We start from the raw sequence: 22,224 nt of genomic DNA on the forward strand, positions 1-22,224 counted from the left end.
CCGTCGAGATCAACGCCGAAACTAGCTTGTTCATTTATTTCCCCCACTGAAATTTTATCCTATACCCAGGTTATGAGCACAGCTCGTCGATCGTGTGAGTCCTGTTGAGCGAACTCATAGGAAACTTCGACGACATCACCGATATTGATATCATCGAAGTTTCGCCCACGCAGAGAATCCAAGCCGAACCAGATTTGATCGCCAGCCGTTGATTCCACGATCCCAGTTGCGCGCTTCCTGTTCCAGCGCCAGATCGTGCCCCTCGCAGTGTGCACCCCCTCAGCCTGCATAACACGCATGCTACAGGGCTCGTGCATCCCATGCAATCCGTTCAGGGCGACAGTGGGAGCCATGCTTCTGGATCCGAACATCGGTTGTTCCTCGACAAAGGAATTTTTTTTATGGATCGTGGAACCATTCGAGGTGTGCCAGCGTCAAACTTTGTGGCAGTGTGAGTTTCGGTTCCGGACCGAGCCTGGCAGCTGGAAGTTCACCGAGTCGGCGGAGGGTGGCGCTGCAGGGTGTTACCGGATAGGGAGGATCTGGGATGTTGATGGATGTGGGGGCGGTGCAGCGCATCGCCGGTGATTTGCGGGGGTCCGCGGTGGCGGTCGACGATGCCGCGGTGCGGGTCGCGGATACATTGCGCGGGTTCGATGCTTCCTGCACGGGACGCGATTATGGGTCCGTGGGCGAGCAGTTGTATCGCGGTTTGGACGGTGTGCGGCGCTCTGTGTTCGCGTGGGCCAATTGTGTGCAGGATTGCGGTTCGGCATTGCAGGCCAGCGCGGACAACTGTGCCGGCGTGGATCAGTCGACAGCGATCAATCTCGGTGCGGTGGCGGGAGTATTCGAGTGAGGTCAACTGCCACCGAAAGCGTCGATACCCTACTGGATGCCGGTGCCGCGGGTCTGCGGTTCTTCGAAGTCTTCGAGCCGCGGTACCGGGAATGGACCGGCCGCACCCCGGCAGGTGGGGACTACTTCGCCCTGGCTGCCCGATATGATCAGCAGCGCGGCACCGACCTGGAGTCCCTGCAGAACCTGGCTACTGTGTTGGCAGAGGAACTCGACGGCCGCCTAGGTGATCAGGCCGGCACTCAAACCAGCCGATTCGGTGAGGTGCCTGGGTATTGGAACGGGTCCGCTGCTGCCGATGATGCGCACCAGTTCCTGGCCGCGACCGGCACCACGATCAGCTCACACCTCGATACCCTGCGGGGCGTGCAGACCGCTGCGGCCACGGCGGTATCCCAGATCGAGGACGCTGTCCAGGTCAAGGCCGACACGATAAAAGCCGAATTCGATCCGGCCAGGGCGGCGGGTAAGACACCGCGGCAGATCGACTGGTTCATCGATATGGCTCAGGGACGCGGTGACACCGCCAGTGTGTCGGTACAGGATCGATTACGCCGTGAGCTAGCCGAGTATTACGTCGACGGTTCCGACCCGACCGTGGTCTGCCGGGGGTGGCTGGACCAGGTGTTCGTCACCGAGATCGACGCCAAGATCTCCCGTTTCACGACGCTGTGCACTGATGCGCATACCGCTGTGACCGGTGCCTACACGCAGTTGGTCACGGCGGTCGAACAGGTCGTGCCGACCGTGTTCGTTTCCCCAGCCGGCACCCCGGCAGCAGACACCGCACTCACCACCACTGCCGGACAACCCAGTCTTCTTGCCGCGGTCGGTGCACCTCAGGCCGTCACTCCCCCCGAGGACGACAACACACCGACCGGGCAGAACCCTGCCCAGACTCCCCTTGGTGTCCCGCAGTCCCCGCCGGACCAGGACACCCCGACAAATTCGGCATCGACCAGCCCACCAGCGGGCACGGAGATCAGCAACACCGGAGGCCAGCCCGACGAATCCGGCGCCGGAGTCCCGGCCGGGTCCGGCCTCCCCAGCAAGAACGGCGATTCCACGGCCGCGGGAAACAATTCCGAAACCGAAACCGCCTCGAAGCCGGGCGACGACTCCGGCAAGGACGTGCCGGACGCGCCGGCCGGGTCGCCGCAGACGGCGGCAGCCGCACCAGAAAACTGGACACCTGCCGATATCACCAACATGGTGTCCGCGATCGGCGATATCACCGGCACCGTTCCCGACCTGATCAGCGCGGTCAGCGACCTGACCGGCAACCTCGACGAGGTCATCAAAGCCACCGGCGACGCTACCGCGACCATCATCGACGCCGCCGACAACCAACCGTCGGCACCTGCTGCCCCGGCCGGTGCCGGCCCCTCGGCACCGGAAGCCCCCATCGCAACCGGCGACCAGGATCCGCAAGAAGGGCTCACGGTGAACGCGGGCGACGACGCCGGCGCCGGCAACCCCGCTGGGGCACCCGGAATGGAAGCCCCCGACCAGGAACAACCCGATGAGGAACAACCGGTCGAGACACAACCTCAAAGCGTCACGAACCCCACCGGCGACGACCAACCGCAGCAAAACCAACAATCGGGTACACCGACACCACCACCCGCTCTCGGGACCAACCCCGCCCTGGTCGCACCCGTATCCAGTCTCCGCGGCCTGGCCCCCACACCACCCACCACCCCGAACACCCCTCCAGAGCCCACCCCGAGCACAGCGGCCACACCGGAGACGGGAAGCTCGCTAACCCTCTGAAGCCGGGGCGGCCGGGCCCGTTTCTTGCGGGTGTACCAGGCGACGATGTTGCGGTTCCTGCGTGCTGACGGGCTACTGCTGCCGGCGGCGTATCAGCGGTAACGCCGCCGGCTCGCCCGGCATCGAAAGGCCGTGTTGGCTGTCGAGTCGACGGGCGGTATCAGGTGTGGCAGTTGAGCTTCAACGGAGTTCGAGACCACAACCCGCGGGGACCTGACGGATCGCCAGATACCGGAACTATTTGTCGAATACGAACACCGATCCGACGCGACCGGACTCGGGACGATGCTGCCACCGTCAGTCGGCCCCGATTCTTCGCCCGGGCTCTCCGGCAGGCTCGAGCAGCCATCAGAAGACCGTATCCAGCGCCCTCGGCGGCGCAAACCAGCGGTGACACTGGTGGGGGCGGGCTGGTTTCGGCGTCCGGGAAGTCGGAGGTGCCCGTACAGGCGATGGCCCTGGAAGAGGCGCACCGCCCGTAGTGGATCATCCTGGCCAGCCAGGTGGCGGTTCGGGCTCGTTGTGCGTTCGGAACCGACCAACCCGATGCTCGATACGGTCCGTGAATTACGGTGCCCAGGTGCGGGAACCGTGCAGCACAGTGGAACGATCACGGTCGCACAGACCGACTGGATCGACGAGGGCGCCGATGGCGAATGAGACTGTTGCACAGTAGGTGACGCCTACTGTGCAACGGCTTCTCCGTTTCTCCGTGCAGCTGGCCGGTGTGTTGTCGGGGCGGTATAGCTCGACGTGTTATTTCCCCGTGGAGACCGGTTGCGCGGCGGGCGACTGGTCCGGTGCTACGCCGTCATGGGCTACCAGCGCTCCCTCCCGGCCCAGGCTGGGTCCCGCGGCCAACAGCCCGACGATCGGCCAGGGGGCCGGTTCGGCCTTCTCCGGCATACCGAGTGCCTTCGCGGCGTCGGCGTTCTTGATCCCGAACCGGACTCCGGTATCAGCGATATAGAAGATGCTGTCCTTACGCCTGCTGTCCGGCTCGATACCGGTCGTCTGGACGTAGGCGCCGGTGCCCGGAGCGATATAGGTGGAGTCGACGTTCTGGCCCGAACCGTCGGCCTGCGCGAGCGGAACCAGTTTGGCTTGATCAGCCAGGGGCAGGCTCACCCCGGTGATCACCTGGAGTTCGGCACGAGTACCGGTGTTCTCGCCCGCCTCCGGGATCGGCTGCCACGACAGACAGCTCACCGGGCGGTCCATGGCGTCGAGAACGCTCGGCGCCGTCGCCGGGTAGGTCTGCACCTGAAGTGCCGAGGAGACATCAGCGTGGGTGCGCTGGACCTGATCGATGGTGTAGTTGCTGGAGGTCTGCGGATTGGAGTTGCGGATGATTTCCGCGGTCAGCGGTGAGACCTGCTGCAATCCGTCGGCGAGCACCACATGGTATTCGTCCTCCGAACTGCCGACCTGCACGACCTCACCGATCCGGTGACCGCCGATCTCGTAGCCGGGAACACCGCCGGGATCGGCGATGGGCGGGGCGATCAGCGGCAGCACCTCGGGGATCGAATTGATCAGCCCCTCGCTCACCGGCCGCGGAGTGGCACCGGTGATATTCAGGGCGTCGGTGACCGGGCGATCGTTCATATCGACGCGGGCACGTTTGTTGTCGTAGACCAGGTACGTATGGTTGTCCCCCTGCACCAGCAGCGCCTTCCCCGGCTCCATGGCCGAGGCTTTGGCACCCAGTTCGAGACCGCCCGCGAGTACCGAGGTCGTCCGGTCGGCGCTGCCGTCGTTCTTCAGCACGTCACAGATGGTCCACTGCCGGCCTTTGCCTTCGGAGTCGAAGTGGATCGCGCCGGGCGCACCGGGAATACCGATCAGCGGACCACGCGCCTTCTTGCCGACCTCGGATTCCTTGACGATCACCGCATCCGGCGCCTCACCGGCGGCCAGCCGGGCCGAGGCGAGGTTCAGCGCCGGATGCACCACATCGTTGAGCACCACGTAGACGGCGCCGGATTCCTTACCGATGAGGATTTTGTTGTCGCCGACCTTGTCCTGCGGGCGGAGCAGAGCCAGCACACCGCAACCCGCCAGCACCACGACGGCCAGTACCAGGCCCACCACATAGGCGCGCACCTGGGAACGCATGGGATCGTGCAGCATTCGCACGTCGCGTCGCACCAGCGCATGCTCCATGCGGCGCACCAGAAAGTTGTAGCCGCTGATCTGCCACCGAGTTGTGGGCTTTGAAGGCATCGTCTTCCCCCGAACTGTGCTCGTGCTCGCGGAACACAGTACAGTTCCCGGGGACGTAGTTCAGCTCGGCCGCCCGATAATCGGCCGACACCGGGTACCTGGGGGACTCTTATGGCCGTGCCAGCCACCGCGGGACGCAGGCGCAACCTGCTGTTCGGGCGTATCTCGATGCCGAACCTGCTCATCGCGCAGGTTCTCGCGCTCGGCGCGGCGGCCGTCGTGCTGGTAGTGGGGTCGAGTCCGTGGATCGCGGTGGGGGTCGCGGTGGTGACCGGGCTTGTTCCGTTGATCCCGATCGGTCGCCGGGTACTGCTGGATTGGATCGCCACCTGGTGGCACTACCGCGCGCACCGGGAGTACCGGATCGGCGACAGCGATGATTTCCGTGGCCCGGACGACCGTTCGCTCGGCCTGTACTGGGACGAGAGCCGGGTCGTCGCCGTAGTCGAGGTACTGCCCCCGCCCGGCGGACTGACCCGTATCGACCGCACGGCGGTCCACGCGTCGCATCTGCTGCCGATGGCCGAACTGGCGACCTGCCTCGCGCAGCACGACATTCTGCTCAGCGGTATCGATATCATCAGCCACGGTCACCGCAGCCGCTCCGGGACCCCGGCGGGCGCCATCTACGAATCACTGCTGGGCCCGCTCCCGGCCACGGCGCATCGCACCGTCTGGCTGGCGATCGGGTTCGATATGGTCGACTGCCCCGGCGCCGCGGCCCGGCGTGGCGGTGGCGACGAGGGGGCCGCGCGCTCGGTGACCATCGCGACCCAGCGGATCGTGCGCACCCTGGAGGACGCGGGCTGCGCGTCGCGGCTGCTGACGGCATCGGAGATCCGGGCGGCCGTGCGGCAGGTCATTCACGGCGCGGATGCGCGGGATCTCACCCATCGTTGGCGTTACGCCGAACTCGGCAACAGCGTGAACATCGGGGCGGCGATCGATCCGAAACAGCTCGGGTCGGAGATACTTTCGCAGTTGTGGGTTGCGGAGTCGCGGGGTACCACGGTGGCGGTGCGGTTACGTCCGGGCGCGACCGCGGAGACCGTACATGTGGGGGCGGCCTGGCGGTCGACGCTGCGGGAGATGCCGGAGAAGACGAAATCGAGGGGCATGGTGTCGGTGAACGGCCGGCACCGCGACAGCCTGCTCGCGCATCTGCCGATCGGTATCCCCGATCTGGAAGATGTGGTGCCGACCGCCGAATATCCCATCGAGGTCTTGGACGCCCTCGCCCTGCCGTCGTCGGGCTGCGGGCAGCTGATCGGCTCGGACGACGAGGGCAACGGCGTGGCGCTGCGCATCATCGGCGCCGGTATCTCCGCGGTGTATGTGGCCGGTGAGCTGTATCTGGCCCAGCAGCTGGTCTTCCGGGCGCTGGCCGTCGGTGAGCGGATCCTGGTCCGGACGAATCGGCCGCATGCCTGGTATCAGCTGATCGAAACCATCGGAAACCCGGAACGCCTGATGCTGGCGATGGAAACCCACCAGTCGGACGCCGGGTTCACCGCGACGGTCGTCGACGGAGTGATGGCGCCCGCACCGCACGCCGGCATCACCACGATCTATGTCACCGGCGACCCGATGGGCTGGCCCGCCACCAAACCGGATCTGTCGATCCAGCAGCCCGGGGCAATCGGCAGCCGGGTGGTGCTGCGTACCGCGACCACCCAGATCCCGCTGAACCTGGTCTCCATCCCGCGCGAGCACACGTATATCGGCGAACCCCGTACTCGCCGGCCGGCGGACCGGCCCGGGCCTGCCCCCGCACGCCAGCCGCAGCGCCGCTGAGAAGACCGGCGCCGCACCCCGGCCGGAATGGCTGGAGTCGCACCGTGGCCGAAAGACCGGAATCGGACTGCGGTGCCGGGTTCACCGGCCGAAGACGGCGTTCCAAAGGTCGGCCACGAACCGGTTCATCGGCACCACCACCCGACGGTGTACCCAGGCGATCGGGCGCACGACGACCACCTCGCCCGCGGCCACCAGGGCACGCAGTGCCGGGCGCAGTACCCGGCGGTAGGCGAACGCACAGGGCGTAACGACCAGCACACGTACCAGCGCGGCGGCAACCCGCCGGCCGTATCCGACGACGGCCACGAGCAGAATCCTGCACGGCCGCACAAGCCATCGCTGCACTATGCGCAGCGGCCGTACGACACACCACTGCCACGACCACCGACCGGCGACCGCTACCGCGTGCAGCGCCGGGTGCAGCAGCCACCGCCAGAACCATCCGGCGGCTGCCTCGATCGCGTACAGCACCGGCCGCAGCAGCCACCGCCAGAACCATCCGGCGGTTACCTCGATCGCGTACAGCACCGGGCGGAGCACCCATTTGCGCACGAGCCCGGCCAACGGTTCGAGCACCAGCCCCCACAGCACATGATGTAAGGCCCAGCCCCACAGCACATCCTTCAGGAACAACCACAGCGGCCGGACCATCCAGTTCCGGACGAACCGGCATGCCGGCACCAGCAGTTTGTCCCGGAAGAAGATGCCCGCCGCCACGATCGCCCGCCCGCACAGATTCAGCGCCTCCCAGATCAGCCGCACCGGTACGAGCAGCACCACTGCGACGGCGCGGGCCACCCATACCCCGATCGATACCGGCGGCCGCGGCTTCGGTGGTTCTGTCGGTTCCATCGAATCCTCCTCCCGGGGCCATCATCGCACTCGGGCCGGCAGTTCCGATACGAAAACCGCGTCGGTGCCCCTCGGAGGGGCCGGCGACGCCGGTTCGAGCACCGCCGGCGGCGCAGCAGAATCCGGTGTGAAGATCGAGCCCGGCGGACTTTCGCCGAGAGTGCCCGGTGGTGAAGGGTATCCGGGCGCGCCGGCTGCACGAAGGTTGCCGGCCTCCATGCGAACCGGTGTCACCCCGGGTAAGGGTCGCTGTCCCGGGCGACGGCCGAGGCGCCGGCCCACCAGGCCAGTTGGGTGAGCATCCGTTCGGCTGCGTCGATGGCGGGGCCGTTATCGGTATTGCCCTCGGCGTCGAACTGTTTACGTGCGCGGTGGAAGCTCACCGATTCGCGGACCGAGACCATATGGATTTCCGCGACGACCTGCCGCAGCTGCTCCACCGCCCGCAGTCCACCCGACAGGCCGCCGTAGGAGACGAATCCGATCGGTTTGGCCCGCCATTCGTGTTTGGCGCTGTCCAGCGCGGTTTTCAGCGATGCCGGGTAGCCGTGGTTGTATTCCGAGGTCACCGCGACGAAGGCGTCGGCGGTAGCCAGCCGTTGCCGGAAGCGCTCGGTTTCCGGTGTTTCGGACAGGTCCGGTGGGAGCGGGGTGTGCAGTAGATCGATGACCCCGGTGTCGAATTCCGGCCGGGTGCGGGCCGTGCGGACGAACCAGTCGGCGACCACGGGTGCGAACCGTTGCGGCCGGATACTGGCGATGATCACCTCTAGGCGAAGCGGAGTGTCCACGGCAGGAGGGTAGCCCGCTACCGCACCGGTCCGGTTCACGGCAGTTCGAAGGGGAGTGCGACACCGGCGTGTACCCGGCAGTGCTCGCAGGTTTCGGTATCGGCGATGGCGGCGACGGCATCGTGGACGAGCTTTTTGAAGGGCACGATATTGCGTTCGAATTCGGCGAAGACGTCCGCCGCCCGCACTCCTTCGCCTTCGGTGACCCCGGCGTCGAGGTCGGTGACCAGGGCCAGGGCGGCATAACACATTTCCAGCTCGCGGGCGAGGACGGCCTCGGGATAGCCGGTCATATTGACCAGTTCCCAGCCCTGCGCCGCATACCACCGGCTCTCGGCGCGGGTGGAGAAACGCGGGCCCTGGATCACGGCCATGGTGCCGTGCGGTTGCACGTGAACTGCGCTGTCGGCGGATTTCACCGCGACCGCGCGCAGGTCGGGGCAGTACGGGTCGGCGAACGATACGTGGATGCCGTTGGCATCGAAATAGGTCTGGGCCCGGCCGGAGGTCCGGTCGACCAGTTGATCCGGGATGACCACGGTGCCCGGCCCCCAGTCCGGGCGGAGGCTGCCGACCGCGCACGGGGCGAAGATCCGCCGTACCCCCAGCGAACGCAGTGCCCACATATTCGCCTGGTAGGGCACCGTGTGCGGAGAGTATTCGTGCCGCGTGCCGTGGCGGGGCAGGAACGCCACCGGACGTCCCTCGACGGTGCCGACCGATATCGGCGCGCTCGGGTCGCCGTACGGGGTGCGTACCGTAACCGCTTCCATGGCTCCGTCGAAGAAATCGTAGAATCCGCTACCGCCGATAACCGCCAGCGCAGGTCGATCGTGGGATGTCATAGTGTCGATTCTCGCGCGCGCGGCCCGTGAACGCACGGCGGACACCTGACAGAAAACGCCGGTAGATGTACCCTGTGGGGGTATACACGGTCTTCCGACCGGCACAGAGGAGACACCCGGTGACTACCGATCCCGAACCCACCGATACAGCGGCCGCCCATGGGCACGCCCACCACGGCTACATCACGAGCAAAGAAGACTATCTGAAGCGGCTACGCCGGATCGAGGGCCAATCGCGGGGCCTGCAGCGGATGGTCGAGGAGGAGAAGTACTGCATCGATATCCTCACGCAGGTCTCCGCGATGACCAAGGCGCTGCAGGCTGTCGCCATGGGGCTGCTCGAGGATCACCTGAGCCATTGCGTGGTCGATGCGGCGGTCGCCGGCGGCCCGGAGGCCGAAGCCAAGATCAAGGAAGCCACCGACGCCATCGCCCGTCTCGTCCGCTCCTGACCCAGCGAGGCGATCGCCTCATCGAAGGCATCTGCCGCAACGGCCACGAAGCAATCGGAAAACCCGAGCCGTTGCGGCAGCGCCTCTCCGGCTACCGATTCGCGCCGGATCACCGGAGAACAGCGTCTCGTCTACCGGGTCGGCAACGAAACGGTCATTGCGTCTTTGCTTGCCGATTCCGGTACCGATAGCCCGGCGAGGGGTGTTGTTCAGGGGTTCCGGGTGAGCAAGGGGGCCAGGGCGCGCAGGGTGGCGAGATAATCCTCGCCCAACGGTTGCAGAGCCAGGTGGTCGGCGCCCGCCGCAATATGCGCGCGGACCTGCTCGGCGACCTGTTCGGCGGAGCCGTGCACGGCGAGCGCGTCCAGCAGCCGGTCGCTACCCGGCTTGGCGATATCGTCGTCGGTATAGCCCAGGCGCCGCAGGTTGGTGGTGTAGTTGCGCAGCCCGAGATACATCTCGACCACCGTTCGGCCGGTGGCCCGGGCCCGTTCCGGGTCGGTGTCGACGACCAGTTTCTGCTCGGGTACCAACAGCGCGTCACCGACCGTGCTGCGGGCCTGCTCGGTGTGCTGCGGCGTGGTGAGATAGGGCAGGGCACCGGCGGTGCGATCGGCAGCCAGTTTCAGCACCTTGGGGCCGAGCGCGGCGAGCATCCGGGCGGAAGCCGGCACCTTCGCGGCGTCCAGTTCATCCAGGTACTCGACCAGTGCCTCGTACGGGGACCGGTAGGGCTTATCGGCTTCGGGATGACCGCAGCCGATACCGAGCACGAACCGGCCCGGGAACCGCTGCTCGATCCGGTGGAAGGATTCGGCGACCGCATCGGCCGGCGCGGTCCAGATATTGACGATGCTGGTGCCCACCTTCAGCGTTGCGGTCGCTGCGAGCAGGTCCTCCACCACCGGCAGATCAGGAGTCGGCGAACCACCCAGCCACAGCGCCCCGTATCCGAGGCCCTCCAGCTCGGCCGCTGCTTCCGGGGTGAACAGTTTGTAGTAGCGCCATACGCCGTAACGTCCGAGATCAATCGTCATGTCTACCGCAACCTTGTCGTCGACCGGACAATTCCGTCACCGACCCTATCGCCGTCCCCACCGCGCTGACGTCGCCCGCCGCCCGTCCTACACCGAGAGACTTCATCGACCAACCGAAACCTACTGCCGCGATACCGTTTTCACGCGCTTCCGGCAACGTCAGGCACGCCGGGGATCTCGGCATCGAGGCTCCCCGAATCAGCCGTGCCGCACGACGCCGGACCGCACCCTGCGGATGCGCACCACACTGCGCCGAGCCATACCGCATCAGGCCACACACCACCGCACCGGGCCACACCGCTGCACCGGGACCACCGGGCCGGGCCGCAGCGCAGCCGGGGCACCGCATCACAGTCCCTTCGGTAGTGATTCCGACTGATCGGTCGCCTGCCGTCTCGCTATGCGGCAACGGTGCCCCGTGGTGTACGCCCACCCTCCTGAACAAGCGCGCGGGCCATGCCTATTGGAAGGCTATGCCGATCAGCCCCCGCAGCAGCCACCCGGTGCAATCGAGCGGACTTCCCGGGTCTGCGCGTTGCGGGCCGCGAGCTCGGATTCCGCAGGGTAGTCGACCGCGACCAGGCTGAGCCCGTGCGCGGGCGCCACCGTCACCGAACTCGAACGCTGCCGTTCCTCCAGCAACCCGGCGACCCATTCCGGCGTGCGCCGCCCCTCTCCGACCGCAAGGACCGCACCCACCAGGCTGCGCACCATCGACCAGCAGAAGGCGTCCGCGCTCACGTAGGCGTCGAGCCGGTGGCCGTCGCGCACCCACTCGTAGCGCTGCAACTCCCGGATCGTGGTCGCGCCTTCCCGGCGCCGGCAGAAGGCGGCGAAATCGTGCAGACCGAGAAGAGCGCGGGACGCGGCGCGCATCGCTTCCAGGTCGACCGGCCGGCACCCCACCACACTGCGCGCGGCCAGTGGGTCGGCACCGTATGGCGCGGTGGTGAGGCGGTAGACGTAGTGCCGGCGGATCGCCGAGAAACGGGCGTCGAATTCGGCGGGTACCGGGCGGATTGCGGTGATCCGCACGTCCCGGGGCAGGAACTTCGCCATCCGGTGGATCAGCTTGTCCGTGTCCACGTCCGCCGCGGTATCGAAGTGTGCGACCTGTCCCTCGGCGTGCACACCGGCGTCGGTACGCCCCGCCACCGTCAACTGCACGGGCTCCCGCAGTACCTTGCCCAGGGATTCCTCGATCCGGCCCTGTACGGTCCGCAGTCCGGGTTGGCGCGCCCAGCCACTGAAGTCGGTGCCGTCGTAGGAGATATCGAGCCGGAAGCGCGCCACGCGGGTGTCCGCCACGCTCTCCTCCGACCTCCGCGACGCGACACGATCGCCGCCGGCGTTCGGGGACACGCGCTCCTGCTCCGGCTCAGGGGATGCGAGCCTGCCCGCCGGAGACGGACGGGTGGAGCCGGCTACCGGCTCACCGCCGGCGCGACCGGATCTCGATCGCCCGGTGTGGCCCGAGACGCCGGCCGCGGTCGCCGTGCCGTCCGCAGCGGCGCGGCGACCGGTAACCGTGGTTCGGGAGCGAGCCCGGGGTTCCGGCTCGAATTCGCTCACCAGATCATCCTCCCGAAACGGGACGAGCCCGCCACCCGTAATGGGGCGGCGGGCTCGTCGACGAACCACAGAGGCGACCCATCACCTCCGCGGCAGACGAATTACGCCTTGTCGTCGGCCTTGTCGTCGGCCTTTTCCTCGGCCGCGGCTTCCTCGGCCGGCGCCTCGGTCGCTTCGGTTTCGGTCTCGGGGGCCTTGTCCTCGGCCTTCTTCGACGCGGCCACCCGGCGGGCGCGATCGGCCTCGCTGGTCACGGTCTGTTCCCGGACCAGCTCGATGATCGCCATGGGCGCGTTGTCACCCTTGCGCGGCAGGGTCTTGATGATCCGGGTGTAGCCGCCGTTGCGGCCCTCGAACGACGGGCCGATCTCGGCGAAGAGATCGTGCACGACGTCCTTGTTCCGGATCACCTTGAGCACCTCGCGGCGGTCGGCCAGGGTTCCGGCCTTGGCCTTGGTGACCAGTTTCTCGGCGTAGGGACGCAGCGCCTTGGCCTTGGCCTCGGTGGTCGTGATCCGACCGTGCTCGAAGAGCGCCGTGGCCAGATTGGCGAAGATCGCCTTCTGGTGCGACGCCGACCCGCCGAAGCGAGCGCCCTTCTTGGGCTTGGGCATTGTGGGTTCTCCTTGTGTATGTGCGGTGTGGGTGGTGGCCAGCCGTTCTGGATCGAGTTCCGGCCGCCACCGCCCTCACATCGCGGGCGCAAGGCCGACGCGGGTGCCTACCCCTGCGGCGACCTAGAGCTGTTCGGTTTCGGCGTAGTCCTGCTCGCCGCCGTTGTCGTCGCTGAAAGTGCCGCTGTCGGACCAGGTTCCGGTGGTCGCGTCGTAGCCGACCACGCTCGACGGGTCGAAGGACGCGGGGCTGTCCTTGAGGGACAGGCCCAGCGCGTGCAGCTTGACCTTGACCTCGTCGATGGACTTCTGGCCGAAGTTGCGGATATCCAGCAGATCCGATTCGGTCCGCGCCACCAGCTCGCCGACGGTGTGCACACCCTCGCGCTTCAGGCAGTTGTAGGAACGGACGGTGAGGTCCAGATCCTCGATCGGCAGCCCGAAGGAGGCGATGTGATCCGCCTCGGCCGGGGAGGGGCCGATCTCGATACCTTCGGCTTCGACGTTCAGTTCACGGGCCAGGCCGAACAGTTCGACCAGGGTCTTGCCCGCCGAGGCGAGCGCGTCCCGCGCGCTGATGGAGTTCTTGGTCTCCACGTCGAGGATGAGCCGGTCGAAGTCGGTGCGCTGCTCGACACGGGTGGCCTCGACCTTGTAGGTCACCTTGAGCACCGGCGAGTAGATCGAATCCACCGGGATCCGGCCGATTTCCGCACCGGTCGCCTTGTTCTGCACCGCCGGGACATAACCGCGACCGCGTTCGACGACCAGCTCGATCTCGAGCTTGCCCTTGTCGTTCAGGGTGGCGATATGCATATCCGGGTTGTGCACGACCACACCCGACGGCGGCACGATGTCATCGGCGGTGACGGTCCCCGGGCCCTGCTTGCGCAGGTACATGGTGACCGGCTCGTCCTCTTCGGAGGACACGACCAGGCCCTTGAGGTTCAGGATGATGTCGGTGACATCTTCCTTCACACCGGGCACGGTGGTGAACTCGTGCAGGACGCCGTCGATGCGGATGCTGGTCACCGCGGCCCCCGGAATCGAGGACAGCAGGGTGCGCCGCAGCGAATTACCGAGGGTGTACCCGAAACCCGGCTCGAGGGGCTCGATGGTGAACTTCGAGCGGTTGTCGGCGATGACCTCTTCGGTGAGGGTCGGACGCTGGGAAATCAGCATGGGATCAATCCTCCTGTTGTGGGCGCCCGCTATTTGACGCCTCGTCTAGGGGTTGTGCGGGCCGGTCGCATCCGGCCCGCACCAGCGGCGCAACTGATTACTTCGAGTAGTACTCGACGATCAGCTGTTCCTGCAGCGGCACATCGATCTGGGCGCGCTCCGGCAGGGAGTGCACCAGGATCCGCAGCCGGCCCGGGACGACCTGGAGCCAGCCGGGGACCGGACGATCGCCCAGGGTTTCCCGGGCGACCTGGAACGGCAGGGTGCCCAGCGACTTCTCCTTGACATCGATGATGTCGTACTGGGTCACCTGGAACGAAGGCACGTTGACCTTCTTGTTGTTCACCAGGAAGTGGCCGTGGCTGACCAGCTGGCGGGCCTGACGACGGGTCCGGGCCAGACCGGCGCGGTACACGACGTTGTCCAGCCGGGTCTCCAGCAGGCGCAGCAGGTTGTCACCGGTCTTGCCCTTGAGGCGGTTGGCCTCTTCGTAGTACCGGCGGAACTGCTTTTCCATAACTCCGTAGGAGAAGCGGGCCTTCTGCTTCTCCTGCAGCTGCAGCAGGTATTCGCTCTCCTTGATCCGCGCGCGGCCGTGCTGGCCGGGCGGGTAGGGGCGACGCTCGAAAGCCTGGTCACCGCCGATCAGGTCGACGCGCAGGCGACGCGATTTGCGGGTGATGGGTCCGGTGTAACGGGCCATTGTGCTCTACCTTCCTTCCCGCTTAGACGCGACGCCGCTTGGGCGGACGGCAACCGTTGTGCGGCTGCGGAGTGACATCGGAGATCGTCCCGACCTCCAGGCCGGCGGCCTGCAGCGAACGGATCGCGGTCTCGCGGCCCGAACCGGGGCCCTTGACGAACACGTCGACCTTCTTGACGCCGTTCTCCTGCGCCTTGCGGGCCGCGTTCTCGGCGGCCAGCTGCGCGGCGAACGGGGTCGACTTGCGCGAACCCTTGAACCCGACGTGACCCGAGGACGCCCAGGAGATGACGTTGCCCGTGGGGTCGGTGATGGACACGATCGTGTTGTTGAACGTGCTCTTGATATGCGCGTGGCCGTGGGGAACGTTCTTCTTTTCCCTGCGACGCGACTTCTGGCTCTTCTTCGGGCCGGAGGCCCGGGACTTCGGAGGCATCTGCTATCCCCTACTTCTTCTTGCCGGCGACGGTGCGCTTCGGGCCCTTGCGGGTGCGCGCGTTGGTCTTGGTGCGCTGGCCGTGGACCGGGAGGCCACGACGGTGACGCAGGCCCTGGTAGCAGCCGATCTCGATCTTGCGACGGATATCGGCCTGAACCTCGCGGCGGAGGTCACCTTCGACCTTGAGAGACGAGCCCTCGATGTAGTCACGCAGCTGCGTGACCTGCTCGTCGGTGAGATCCTTCGAACGCAGGTCCGGGCTGACACCCGTGGCCGCCAAGATCTCCTGCGAGCGGGTACGACCGATGCCGTAGATGTAGGTCAGTGCGATCTCCATGCGCTTCTCGCGCGGGAGATCGACGCCCATGAGACGTGCCATCTGGCAGTTCCTTCACTGTTGCGGAGGTCTGCTCCCTGTCCGTCCCCTCGTCTGGTGGGGCCCCGGCCTCCGTTCCGGGGGTAGGCACGCACACCCTCCGGGCGAACCCGGAAAATCCTCAGTGTGCGGCTGGCGCTGGGAGGTCTTCTGTAGTGCCAATCCGAACCGCGTTCGGTGCTCGGCGCCGGTGTCAGCCCTGCCGCTGCTTGTGCCGCAGGTTGTCGCAGATCACCATGACCCGGCCGTTACGCCGGATCACCTTGCACTTCTCGCAGATCTTCTTGACGCTCGGCTGAACCTTCACGTCCGTCCAATCCTTCGTTGTGGTCCGCACCGCGGTGCGAACACAGTTTTTCCCCGGCCATCTGACCGGGGAAGCCTTTGTCACCGCCGCGGCGAGTCGGTCACCGGACCACCCGGTCGGACACGCACCGGTCGAGATTCTCGACGTGGTTCGCATCCGGTCGGGTTCGCACCCGACGGGGGTCCGGGGGCGAAGCCCTCCGGGCGGGGTGCGGGGGTTGCACCCCCGCAAAACACCAAGTGAATCGGCGTTGGCGAGCGCTCTCCGCGAGCACACGTCCCCCCGATTCACTTGTATCGGTAGACGATCCGACCGCGGGACAGGTCGTACGGTGACAGTTCGACGACGACCCGGTCCTCCGGCAGGATGCGGATGTAGTGCTGCCGCATCTTGCCACTGATATGCGCGAGGACCTTGTGCCCGTTCTCGAGCTCGATCCGGAACATCGCATTGGGCAACGGCTCGACAACCCGCCCCTCGACCTCGATGGCCCCGTCTTTCTTCGCCATATCCTCCGCGATCCCGGTTACACTCAACCTGGTCTGATTGCCTGGTACTGCCCGGTGCACCCGGCCGGAGCCCCGCGACCGCCACCCACGGCGGCTCGCACTGCACAACGCGGATGACCACAACCGATCGCACACGAACAGGCGGCGCTTTGATACACCGCCTGGTCAGCTTACCGGTAGGCACGCAATCGGGCAAAAAGGGGTATGCGCTGGTGGCGTCGCGCGGCCTCGGCCGAAGTCTGCCCAGCGCTGAGTGGAATGGGACTTGTCGCGTAAACTGGCCGCTGACCGAGGACGACCATTCCAGGAGGGGAACCGGTGAGCCGCAGCAACGACGGCCTCCCCATGCTGCCGCCATGGCTGGCCGATACCGAGGTCACCGGGGTCGGGCAGACGAACTTCCGGAACTACGAGCCCCCACCGGTCGAAAACCTCCCACAGGACGAGGTCATCCCGGAGACCCCCGAGCCGGCCAACGGCTTCTTCAACCGGCGCGGACGCGGCGACGACCGCTCCGATTCCGACGGTGACAAGAAAAAGGGCAAAGGCTGGTTCCGCAACAAGAACAAGTCCGAACCCTCGCTCGAGGAACGTGTCGGTGAACTACTGCCGAACAACAACGGCCCGCGGCCGTCGCAGCGCAACAACTGGGCCGAAGGCACCGCCCAGTGGTCGACCCAGCAGGTTCCACAATCCTCCGCCGATCCGAACGCCGCGGACCGTCCTTCGCAACCCGGTCTGCCCCCGGTTCCCGACACGTCCCCGCAAGCCGGTCCGAGCGCACCTCCCGCACAGCTTCCCCCGGTGCCCCCGCAGGGTGTTCCCGGCCCGCCGGATCAGCCGCCGGTAACGCAGGCCCCGGACGGCCGCCCGGCGTGGGACCCCGGGCCCGGCCCGCAGTGGGAAACCGATGGTCAGCAGGCGCCGAACGGTACGGGTTTCCCGCCGGCGCCGCCCCCGCAGCAGGGATTCACCGGGCCCGCACCGCTCGCCGATGCCCCGGTGCCACCACACGCCCCGGTCCCGGACCGGCCGAGCATGCGAGCCGCCGACTCCGGTTCCGGCGAGTCCGCGTCCACCGCGCCGACGGCCTTCCAGGCCCCGGAATCGAACCGGCCCGGCCTGCCGATACGCAACCCGAGCGAACCGGCTCCCGAGTTCGATCGGCTGCGGCCGCACCATCCGATCCCGCCCCACCCCGCGCCATCGAACGATTCCGCGGGCGCATCCGCCCCGGACCGGCCGGCCGATACGCCCGCCACCGGCGCAGACGATTTCCGGCCCCCGCCGCCACCGCTACCCGACCCGCCTTCGACCGGCGGCGCCCCGGTGACGCAGCAACCACTGCGCAGGCTTCCCGATCTACCGCCACCGCCGCACGAACATTCGCCGGCGGACACGCCCGCCGAGTCCCCGGCGCCGACGGCCGATCCGGCAGTCGCTCCCGGACCGCGGCAGCCCGACTCATCGGACGGCGGTCCGCCTTCCCACAACGACGGTGCACATTCGCGTGCCGGCGGGCGCGTTTCGGCCGACAGCGCCCCGGGCCCGCACAGCAGCGGCGCACACCCGGTCGCAGACCGGGCCGAGTCGGACAACAGCATCGCTTCGCACAGCAGCGGCGCACATCCGGTCGCCGACCAGGCCGAGTCGGCCGACAGCGCCCCAGGCCCGCGCAGCAGCAGTACATACCCGGTCGCCGGCCAGACCGAGCCGACCCGGGCCGAAGGTGCCGGGCCGGACTCCGACCCGCGGTCCGGTGCCGTACCCGAGCCCGACAGTTTTCCGGCCGAGCGGTTCGCCCGGGCACCTGAGTCATCCCCCGCAGTCGAGTGGTCGACCGGCGCGGCCGGCCATTCGATTGCGCCGGCGCACCCTGCGGATGTCACGCCGCAATGGCAGGCGCCGGAGAGCGCACCCGTGCAGCCGGCGCCGAACGCACCCGGACCGCACTGGCAGGCGCCCGAACCCCCCGCCTGGCACTCGGGTTCGCAGCACGCCGTCCCACAGCAACCGGGTCCGGCGGCTGCCCCACCGGGCATACCGGCACAGCACGGTGGTCCGCCGACGGGCCATCCGGCCCCTGGCCCGCACCCGCAACCGAACCAGCCGCCGGCCCAGCAATGGCAGAACCAGGCGCGACCGGCCAATCCGGTACCGCCGCAGCAGGCCGGCCCGGCCGCCTGGCAGCAGCAGGGGCCGCAGGGTGGCCAGTGGCAGAACCCGCAGAATCCACAGAACCCGCAGAATCCACCGCAGCAGTTCGGCCCCAATGGGCCCACTCTGGACAATGTCTCGGTGCGGCGCGCCAAGAAACCGGCCGGCAGCGGCTGGCGCAAGGTGGTGCACCACGCCTCCGGCGGGAAGATCAACCCGGGAATGTCCGCCGAGGAGCGGCGGATGCTGGAATTGGTGGCGCGGATCCGCCAGCCCGTCCGGGGCGACTACCGCATCGCTGTCCTCTCACTGAAAGGTGGTGTCGGTAAGACCACCACCACCATCGGCCTGGGCTCGACCTTCGCCTCCATCCGCGGCGACCGGGTCATCGCGGTGGACGCCAACCCGGACTTCGGCACGCTGTCCCAGCGGGTGCCGTTGCAGACGCGGTCCACGGTCCGCGATCTGCTGCTCGATCCGGCGATCCAGCGGTATTCGGATGTGCGCCGCCATACGTCCCAGGCCACCAGTAGGCTGGAAGTACTGGCCAGCGAACGGGATCCGGCGGCATCGGAGGCGTTCAACGAGGACGAGTACCGGGCGGTTGCCCGTATCCTGCAGCGCTTTTACAACATCATCCTCACCGACTGCGGTACCGGTCTGATGCATTCGGCGATGGCGGGCGTGCTGCAACTGGCGCATTCGCTGGTGCTGATCTCCCCGACCGCGATCGACGGCGCGCAGAGCGCCTCGGCCACGCTGGACTGGCTGTCGCTGCACGGCTACCACCATCTGGTGCAGAACGCGGTGGTGGTGATCAATTCGCCGCGCGACGGCACCCCGAATATCGATGTCCAGCAGTTGCGGCAGTACTTCCTGTCCCGCTGCCGGGCCGTGCACATGATCCCGTTCGACCCGCATATGTCCGAGGGCGCGGAGATCGATCTGCCACGACTGAAAAAGGAAACCAAACGCGCGTACGTGGAACTCGCGGCCACGGTAGCCGACGATTTCGGCCGCAGCTACGGCACGCAGCACGGCGGCTGAACCCCGGTTCGGTGCCGTCCGCCCCGGGCGGCCGGCATCGCGCCTGCCCCGGACCGCGTCGGCTATCTGCCGCGCACATTCACCCGGCGGCCGATCTGCACTTCGAGTTCTGCGACGGCTCCGCTGGATCATCGATACGGCAACCGCAGCAACCTTCGTCGCACACCGCCCCACCGCGAGGTTCGAAGCACATCGCCGCTGCCGGTCGCTCAGGCGGGTCAACGGCACCACCGGGGTAGCGCTGCGACCAGCGCATGGGGACTTGCCGGACACCGGCATCGCCGGCCGGCCGAGAAGCGGGGCCGATGGTCGGCAGCCATATTGCCGATCTCGATATCGACGCCACCCGCCCCGGCGGTCGCCGTCGTGGAACTCGCTCCCGCGGCATCCGCGCGAGTCGGCGGTGCGTGAAGCACGTGTCATCGATGACGCGGACGAGACACCGACCCCGTGCCGACCGGTGAGCGAGCAGGCCCTTGATGCGCGCAGGCACCCGCCGCCCGGTCGGCCGATCCGCTCAGCACAGTCCGGAAAGCCGCCCCTACCGCCGGGCCGGACCGCCGAGCCGGACCGGCTTGTTCACCACTCCGGCAGTCGGCGCCGTCCGGCCATGACGTCCCCCACCAGTGCGTCGTAGGCGTCGGCCAGTTCGGCCAGATGATGCCAGGCGCTGTGCAGGAGTTCGTCGTCGGCGTCCAGGGTCATCAACGCGTGATGCGCGCGGACCGCCGATTCCGCGAGCCGGTCGATGATCGCGCCGACGGTCTCGGTGTGCAGGGTGACCCCGAGTCGATGTTGCGGGACGTTACGTCCCACCCAATCGTCGATCGCCAGCACCAATTCCATCCGCCGGCGATCGATCTCGACCAGTCTGTCGGGGTCGGTGACGATCGACCCGCCGCGTCCCACCAGTCTGCGCTCGTGGAGGACGGCGAGATCGCGGGTGTACCAGAGCAGCTGCCCGCCGACCACCCGATGCCCGCGCGCGGCTCGCACCAGTAGGTCGGAATTGGGCAGCGGACCGGGAGTCCCCTTCTGCGCCAAAGGATCAGCGCCTCGCTGGGCGCTGGGAAGAGCCATTACGACTGTTGTATCCGAACCTGTCACGGTTGCCTCGCCGTTCATCGCCGCACAACACCGGGTCAGTACGTTGATTACAATAAACCGCGAAAGTCGGCTGTCAAGCGATAACGGCCACCCCCGACACGAAAAGCGTACACTTCGTTACCTGGAGACCACCCGAGGAGCACGATGGCGGACGGTCCGACGTATCGACGGATCGCGGACCACCTCCGCGAGGAAATACGAGCAGGTAAGTGGGGGCCCGGGGACCGCCTGCCCAGCCATTCCGAACTCGCCGAGCAAATGCAGGTTTCGCTGACCACGGCCCGTAACGCCATCCAGGTGCTGGTGGCCGAAAACCTCGTCTATACGGCTACTTCCCGCGGCACCATCGTGCGGAGCCGCGAAGTCCTGGAATCCGTGGTGACCGACCATATCCGGCCGGACCGGCCGCGCGCGTCGCACGATATTTTCGAAGAGATCGCCCGCGCTGCCGGGCGTGTCCCGACCAAGGAGTTCAACGCCCGGATGGAGCCGGCGGATCAGCAGATAGCCGAACTGCTCGCTGTACCGGTGGATTCCTGGGTGCTGGCCCGTACGGTCGTCCAATTCCTGGACAACGAGCCGTGGTCCTGGGAAGTGAGCTTCTATCCCCGAGATCTGGCCGAGGCCACCGGAATAGATTCACCGCACGATATCGCCGAGGGAACGACCCGGCGCTTGGCCGACCGCGGGCATGCCGAAACCGCGCACCGCGATACGATCGTCGCTCGCCCGGCGAATGCCGAGGAGGCGACGGTTCTCGGGGTCGCCATCGGGACCGTCCTGCTGGATCATGTGCGCATCGGCGCGAATCACGATCGGGTCACCCGGGTCACCCGGCATCGATCCATCGCTGCCAGTAACCGCTTGGCCTACGAACTCGGTGACGCCGCGGGAACCGGCGTCATTCGTGGCGTGCTCGAACAGACCGAACGGTCCGGGATATGGTTCTAGCTCATGACCGTGCAGATTCGGCCGGCCGCCCCCGATGATCTGAACCTGATCTGTCGCCTGCGGCTACAACGCGCCTCATGGCTCGCCGCCCGCGGCTCCGATCAGTGGTCCACCGAGGCCGCCGGACTGTCGATCGACTACTTCGCGCGGGTGGTCGAGCGGGCGCTGACGGCCGGGGAAACCTGGATCGCGGAGGTGAACGGGGATCCGGCCGGGACGATCACCGTCAACGACCGCGCCGACAAACAACTGTGGACCGACAGCGAACTCGCCGATTCGCTGATCGTGCACTATCTGATCGTCGATCTGCGTTACGCGGGCCACGGCCTGGGCAGCCGGTTGCTCGCCCATGCCGCCACCGTCACCCGTGTCCGCGGCCGGCACTGGGTCCGGCTGGATGCCTGGACCACCAATTCCGAGTTGCACGCCTACTACCGGCGAGCCGGGTTCCGGCTGGCCCGAATCGCCGGCCCGGACCGCCGAAGCCCCTCCTGCGCGCTGTTCGAACGTCATATCGACAGCTGGCCCACCGATGACACCCTGGTCCCGGCGCGGCCGGCGAGCTTCCGGATGAGACCGCTGGCGCGCTACCCGATCGTCCTGCCGGCTTTCGGCTGACCGCCGTCCGG

At 67.3% G+C, this 22,224-nt stretch carries 21 protein-coding genes; 7 read left to right on the forward strand and 14 right to left on the reverse strand.

What is annotated here, in order from left to right; all coding sequences use genetic code 11:
- The first annotated feature begins 547 nt into the window (after positions 1–547).
- Together IU448_RS09965 and IU448_RS09970 are read left to right on the forward strand one after the other, a co-directional pair.
- Positions 548–859: a hypothetical protein gene (locus IU448_RS09965; protein ID WP_195055315.1), complete on the forward strand. Its 312-nt coding sequence runs from the start codon at positions 548–550 to the stop codon at positions 857–859.
- The gene (locus tag IU448_RS09970; protein WP_195055316.1) at positions 856–2,631 is read left to right on the forward strand and encodes a hypothetical protein; all 1,776 of its coding nucleotides are present in this window, start codon (positions 856–858) and stop codon (positions 2,629–2,631) included. The genes IU448_RS09965 and IU448_RS09970 overlap by 4 nt, the downstream gene beginning before the upstream one ends.
- A 756-nt stretch (positions 2,632–3,387) precedes the next feature.
- On the opposite strand, the gene eccB is transcribed toward IU448_RS09970, so the two are convergent.
- Positions 3,388–4,857 carry a type VII secretion protein EccB gene (gene eccB, locus IU448_RS09975; protein WP_195055317.1) on the reverse strand — a complete coding sequence of 490 codons (1,470 nt, stop codon included), beginning with the start codon at positions 4,855–4,857 and terminating at the stop codon, positions 3,388–3,390.
- Positions 4,858–4,968: 111 nt separating this feature from the next.
- On the opposite strand from eccB, the gene eccE reads away from it, so the two are divergent.
- Entirely contained in the window at positions 4,969–6,651 is a 1,683-nt protein-coding gene (eccE, locus tag IU448_RS09980; protein WP_195055318.1) for a type VII secretion protein EccE, read from the forward strand.
- Positions 6,652–6,732: 81 nt separating this feature from the next.
- Here the strand turns inward: eccE and IU448_RS09985 are convergent, their stop codons facing one another.
- The 3 genes from IU448_RS09985 to IU448_RS09995 all read right to left on the reverse strand — a co-directional run bounded on the left by IU448_RS09985 (position 6,733) and on the right by IU448_RS09995 (position 9,142).
- Positions 6,733–7,506, reverse strand: a complete 774-nt coding sequence (locus IU448_RS09985; protein WP_195055319.1) for a hypothetical protein — start codon at positions 7,504–7,506, stop codon at positions 6,733–6,735.
- A gap of 230 nt (positions 7,507–7,736) precedes the next feature.
- A complete protein-coding gene (locus tag IU448_RS09990) occupies positions 7,737–8,297 on the reverse strand; it encodes an NADPH-dependent FMN reductase (protein WP_195055320.1) in 561 nt (186 codons plus the stop codon).
- A gap of 35 nt (positions 8,298–8,332) precedes the next feature.
- Positions 8,333–9,142 carry an S-methyl-5'-thioadenosine phosphorylase gene (locus tag IU448_RS09995; protein WP_195055321.1) on the reverse strand — a complete coding sequence of 270 codons (810 nt, stop codon included), beginning with the start codon at positions 9,140–9,142 and terminating at the stop codon, positions 8,333–8,335.
- Between the two features lie 119 nt (positions 9,143–9,261).
- Between IU448_RS09995 and IU448_RS10000 the strand changes: the two genes are divergently transcribed.
- Positions 9,262–9,594, forward strand: coding sequence for a metal-sensitive transcriptional regulator (locus tag IU448_RS10000; RefSeq protein ID WP_195055322.1), 333 nt, complete (start codon positions 9,262–9,264; stop codon positions 9,592–9,594).
- 209 nt (positions 9,595–9,803) lie between these two features.
- On the opposite strand, the gene IU448_RS10010 is transcribed toward IU448_RS10000, so the two are convergent.
- From IU448_RS10010 to infA, 9 genes are all read right to left on the reverse strand, one after another.
- A complete protein-coding gene (locus tag IU448_RS10010; protein WP_195055323.1) occupies positions 9,804–10,631 on the reverse strand; it encodes an LLM class F420-dependent oxidoreductase in 828 nt (275 codons plus the stop codon).
- Between the two features lie 480 nt (positions 10,632–11,111).
- A complete protein-coding gene (truA, locus tag IU448_RS10015; protein ID WP_324188557.1) occupies positions 11,112–11,939 on the reverse strand; it encodes a tRNA pseudouridine(38-40) synthase TruA in 828 nt (275 codons plus the stop codon).
- A 365-nt stretch (positions 11,940–12,304) separates the two neighbouring features.
- A complete protein-coding gene (rplQ, locus tag IU448_RS10020; protein ID WP_195055325.1) occupies positions 12,305–12,817 on the reverse strand; it encodes a 50S ribosomal protein L17 in 513 nt (170 codons plus the stop codon).
- A gap of 123 nt (positions 12,818–12,940) precedes the next feature.
- Positions 12,941–13,999, reverse strand: a complete 1,059-nt coding sequence (locus IU448_RS10025) for a DNA-directed RNA polymerase subunit alpha (protein ID WP_195055326.1) — start codon at positions 13,997–13,999, stop codon at positions 12,941–12,943.
- 97 nt (positions 14,000–14,096) lie between these two features.
- Complete coding sequence (gene rpsD / locus IU448_RS10030) at positions 14,097–14,702, reverse strand: 30S ribosomal protein S4 (protein WP_195055327.1); 606 nt, start codon at positions 14,700–14,702, stop codon at positions 14,097–14,099.
- 22 nt (positions 14,703–14,724) lie between these two features.
- Positions 14,725–15,138 (reverse strand): 30S ribosomal protein S11, encoded by a 414-nt coding sequence (gene rpsK, locus IU448_RS10035; RefSeq protein WP_033244291.1) that lies wholly within the window; start codon positions 15,136–15,138, stop codon positions 14,725–14,727.
- A gap of 10 nt (positions 15,139–15,148) precedes the next feature.
- Positions 15,149–15,520, reverse strand: coding sequence for a 30S ribosomal protein S13 (gene rpsM / locus IU448_RS10040; RefSeq protein ID WP_033244290.1), 372 nt, complete (start codon positions 15,518–15,520; stop codon positions 15,149–15,151).
- 190 nt (positions 15,521–15,710) lie between these two features.
- Complete coding sequence (rpmJ, locus tag IU448_RS10045) at positions 15,711–15,824, reverse strand: 50S ribosomal protein L36 (RefSeq protein WP_025347279.1); 114 nt, start codon at positions 15,822–15,824, stop codon at positions 15,711–15,713.
- 287 nt (positions 15,825–16,111) lie between these two features.
- A complete protein-coding gene (gene infA / locus IU448_RS10050) occupies positions 16,112–16,333 on the reverse strand; it encodes a translation initiation factor IF-1 (protein ID WP_003418601.1) in 222 nt (73 codons plus the stop codon).
- Between the two features lie 318 nt (positions 16,334–16,651).
- Here infA and IU448_RS29550 point away from each other — a divergent pair, with 318 nt between their 5' ends.
- Entirely contained in the window at positions 16,652–19,537 is a 2,886-nt protein-coding gene (locus IU448_RS29550) for a MinD/ParA family ATP-binding protein (RefSeq protein WP_324188558.1), read from the forward strand.
- A gap of 579 nt (positions 19,538–20,116) precedes the next feature.
- Here IU448_RS29550 and IU448_RS10060 read toward each other — a convergent pair.
- Positions 20,117–20,617 (reverse strand): DUF4254 domain-containing protein, encoded by a 501-nt coding sequence (locus IU448_RS10060; protein WP_195055328.1) that lies wholly within the window; start codon positions 20,615–20,617, stop codon positions 20,117–20,119.
- A 171-nt stretch (positions 20,618–20,788) separates the two neighbouring features.
- Between IU448_RS10060 and IU448_RS10065 the strand changes: the two genes are divergently transcribed.
- Positions 20,789–21,595, forward strand: coding sequence for a GntR family transcriptional regulator (locus IU448_RS10065; RefSeq protein WP_195055329.1), 807 nt, complete (start codon positions 20,789–20,791; stop codon positions 21,593–21,595).
- 3 nt (positions 21,596–21,598) lie between these two features.
- Positions 21,599–22,213 (forward strand): GNAT family N-acetyltransferase, encoded by a 615-nt coding sequence (locus IU448_RS10070; protein ID WP_195055330.1) that lies wholly within the window; start codon positions 21,599–21,601, stop codon positions 22,211–22,213.
- The last annotated feature ends 11 nt before the right edge of the window (positions 22,214–22,224 follow it).

This window comes from Nocardia flavorosea (assembly GCF_015477805.1).
Lineage (GTDB): Bacteria > Actinomycetota > Actinomycetes > Mycobacteriales > Mycobacteriaceae > Nocardia > Nocardia flavorosea_A.

What these genes read in the sequence shown, in the direction of transcription:
- IU448_RS09965 (WP_195055315.1), top strand. Translation starts at nt 548, where the DNA reads ATGTTGATGGATGTGGGGGCGGTGCAGCGCATCGCCGGTGATTTGCGG.
- eccB (WP_195055317.1), bottom strand. Translation starts at nt 4,857, where the DNA reads ATGCCTTCAAAGCCCACAACTCGGTGGCAGATCAGCGGCTACAACTTT.
- eccE (WP_195055318.1), top strand. Translation starts at nt 4,969, where the DNA reads ATGGCCGTGCCAGCCACCGCGGGACGCAGGCGCAACCTGCTGTTCGGG.
- IU448_RS09985 (WP_195055319.1), bottom strand. Translation starts at nt 7,506, where the DNA reads ATGGAACCGACAGAACCACCGAAGCCGCGGCCGCCGGTATCGATCGGG.
- IU448_RS09995 (WP_195055321.1), bottom strand. Translation starts at nt 9,142, where the DNA reads ATGACATCCCACGATCGACCTGCGCTGGCGGTTATCGGCGGTAGCGGA.
- IU448_RS10010 (WP_195055323.1), bottom strand. Translation starts at nt 10,631, where the DNA reads ATGACGATTGATCTCGGACGTTACGGCGTATGGCGCTACTACAAACTG.
- rplQ (WP_195055325.1), bottom strand. Translation starts at nt 12,817, where the DNA reads ATGCCCAAGCCCAAGAAGGGCGCTCGCTTCGGCGGGTCGGCGTCGCAC.
- IU448_RS10025 (WP_195055326.1), bottom strand. Translation starts at nt 13,999, where the DNA reads ATGCTGATTTCCCAGCGTCCGACCCTCACCGAAGAGGTCATCGCCGAC.
- rpsD (WP_195055327.1), bottom strand. Translation starts at nt 14,702, where the DNA reads ATGGCCCGTTACACCGGACCCATCACCCGCAAATCGCGTCGCCTGCGC.
- rpsK (WP_033244291.1), bottom strand. Translation starts at nt 15,138, where the DNA reads ATGCCTCCGAAGTCCCGGGCCTCCGGCCCGAAGAAGAGCCAGAAGTCG.
- rpsM (WP_033244290.1), bottom strand. Translation starts at nt 15,520, where the DNA reads ATGGCACGTCTCATGGGCGTCGATCTCCCGCGCGAGAAGCGCATGGAG.
- infA (WP_003418601.1), bottom strand. Translation starts at nt 16,333, where the DNA reads ATGGCGAAGAAAGACGGGGCCATCGAGGTCGAGGGGCGGGTTGTCGAG.
- IU448_RS10060 (WP_195055328.1), bottom strand. Translation starts at nt 20,617, where the DNA reads ATGGCTCTTCCCAGCGCCCAGCGAGGCGCTGATCCTTTGGCGCAGAAG.
- IU448_RS10065 (WP_195055329.1), top strand. Translation starts at nt 20,789, where the DNA reads ATGGCGGACGGTCCGACGTATCGACGGATCGCGGACCACCTCCGCGAG.
- IU448_RS10070 (WP_195055330.1), top strand. Translation starts at nt 21,599, where the DNA reads ATGACCGTGCAGATTCGGCCGGCCGCCCCCGATGATCTGAACCTGATC.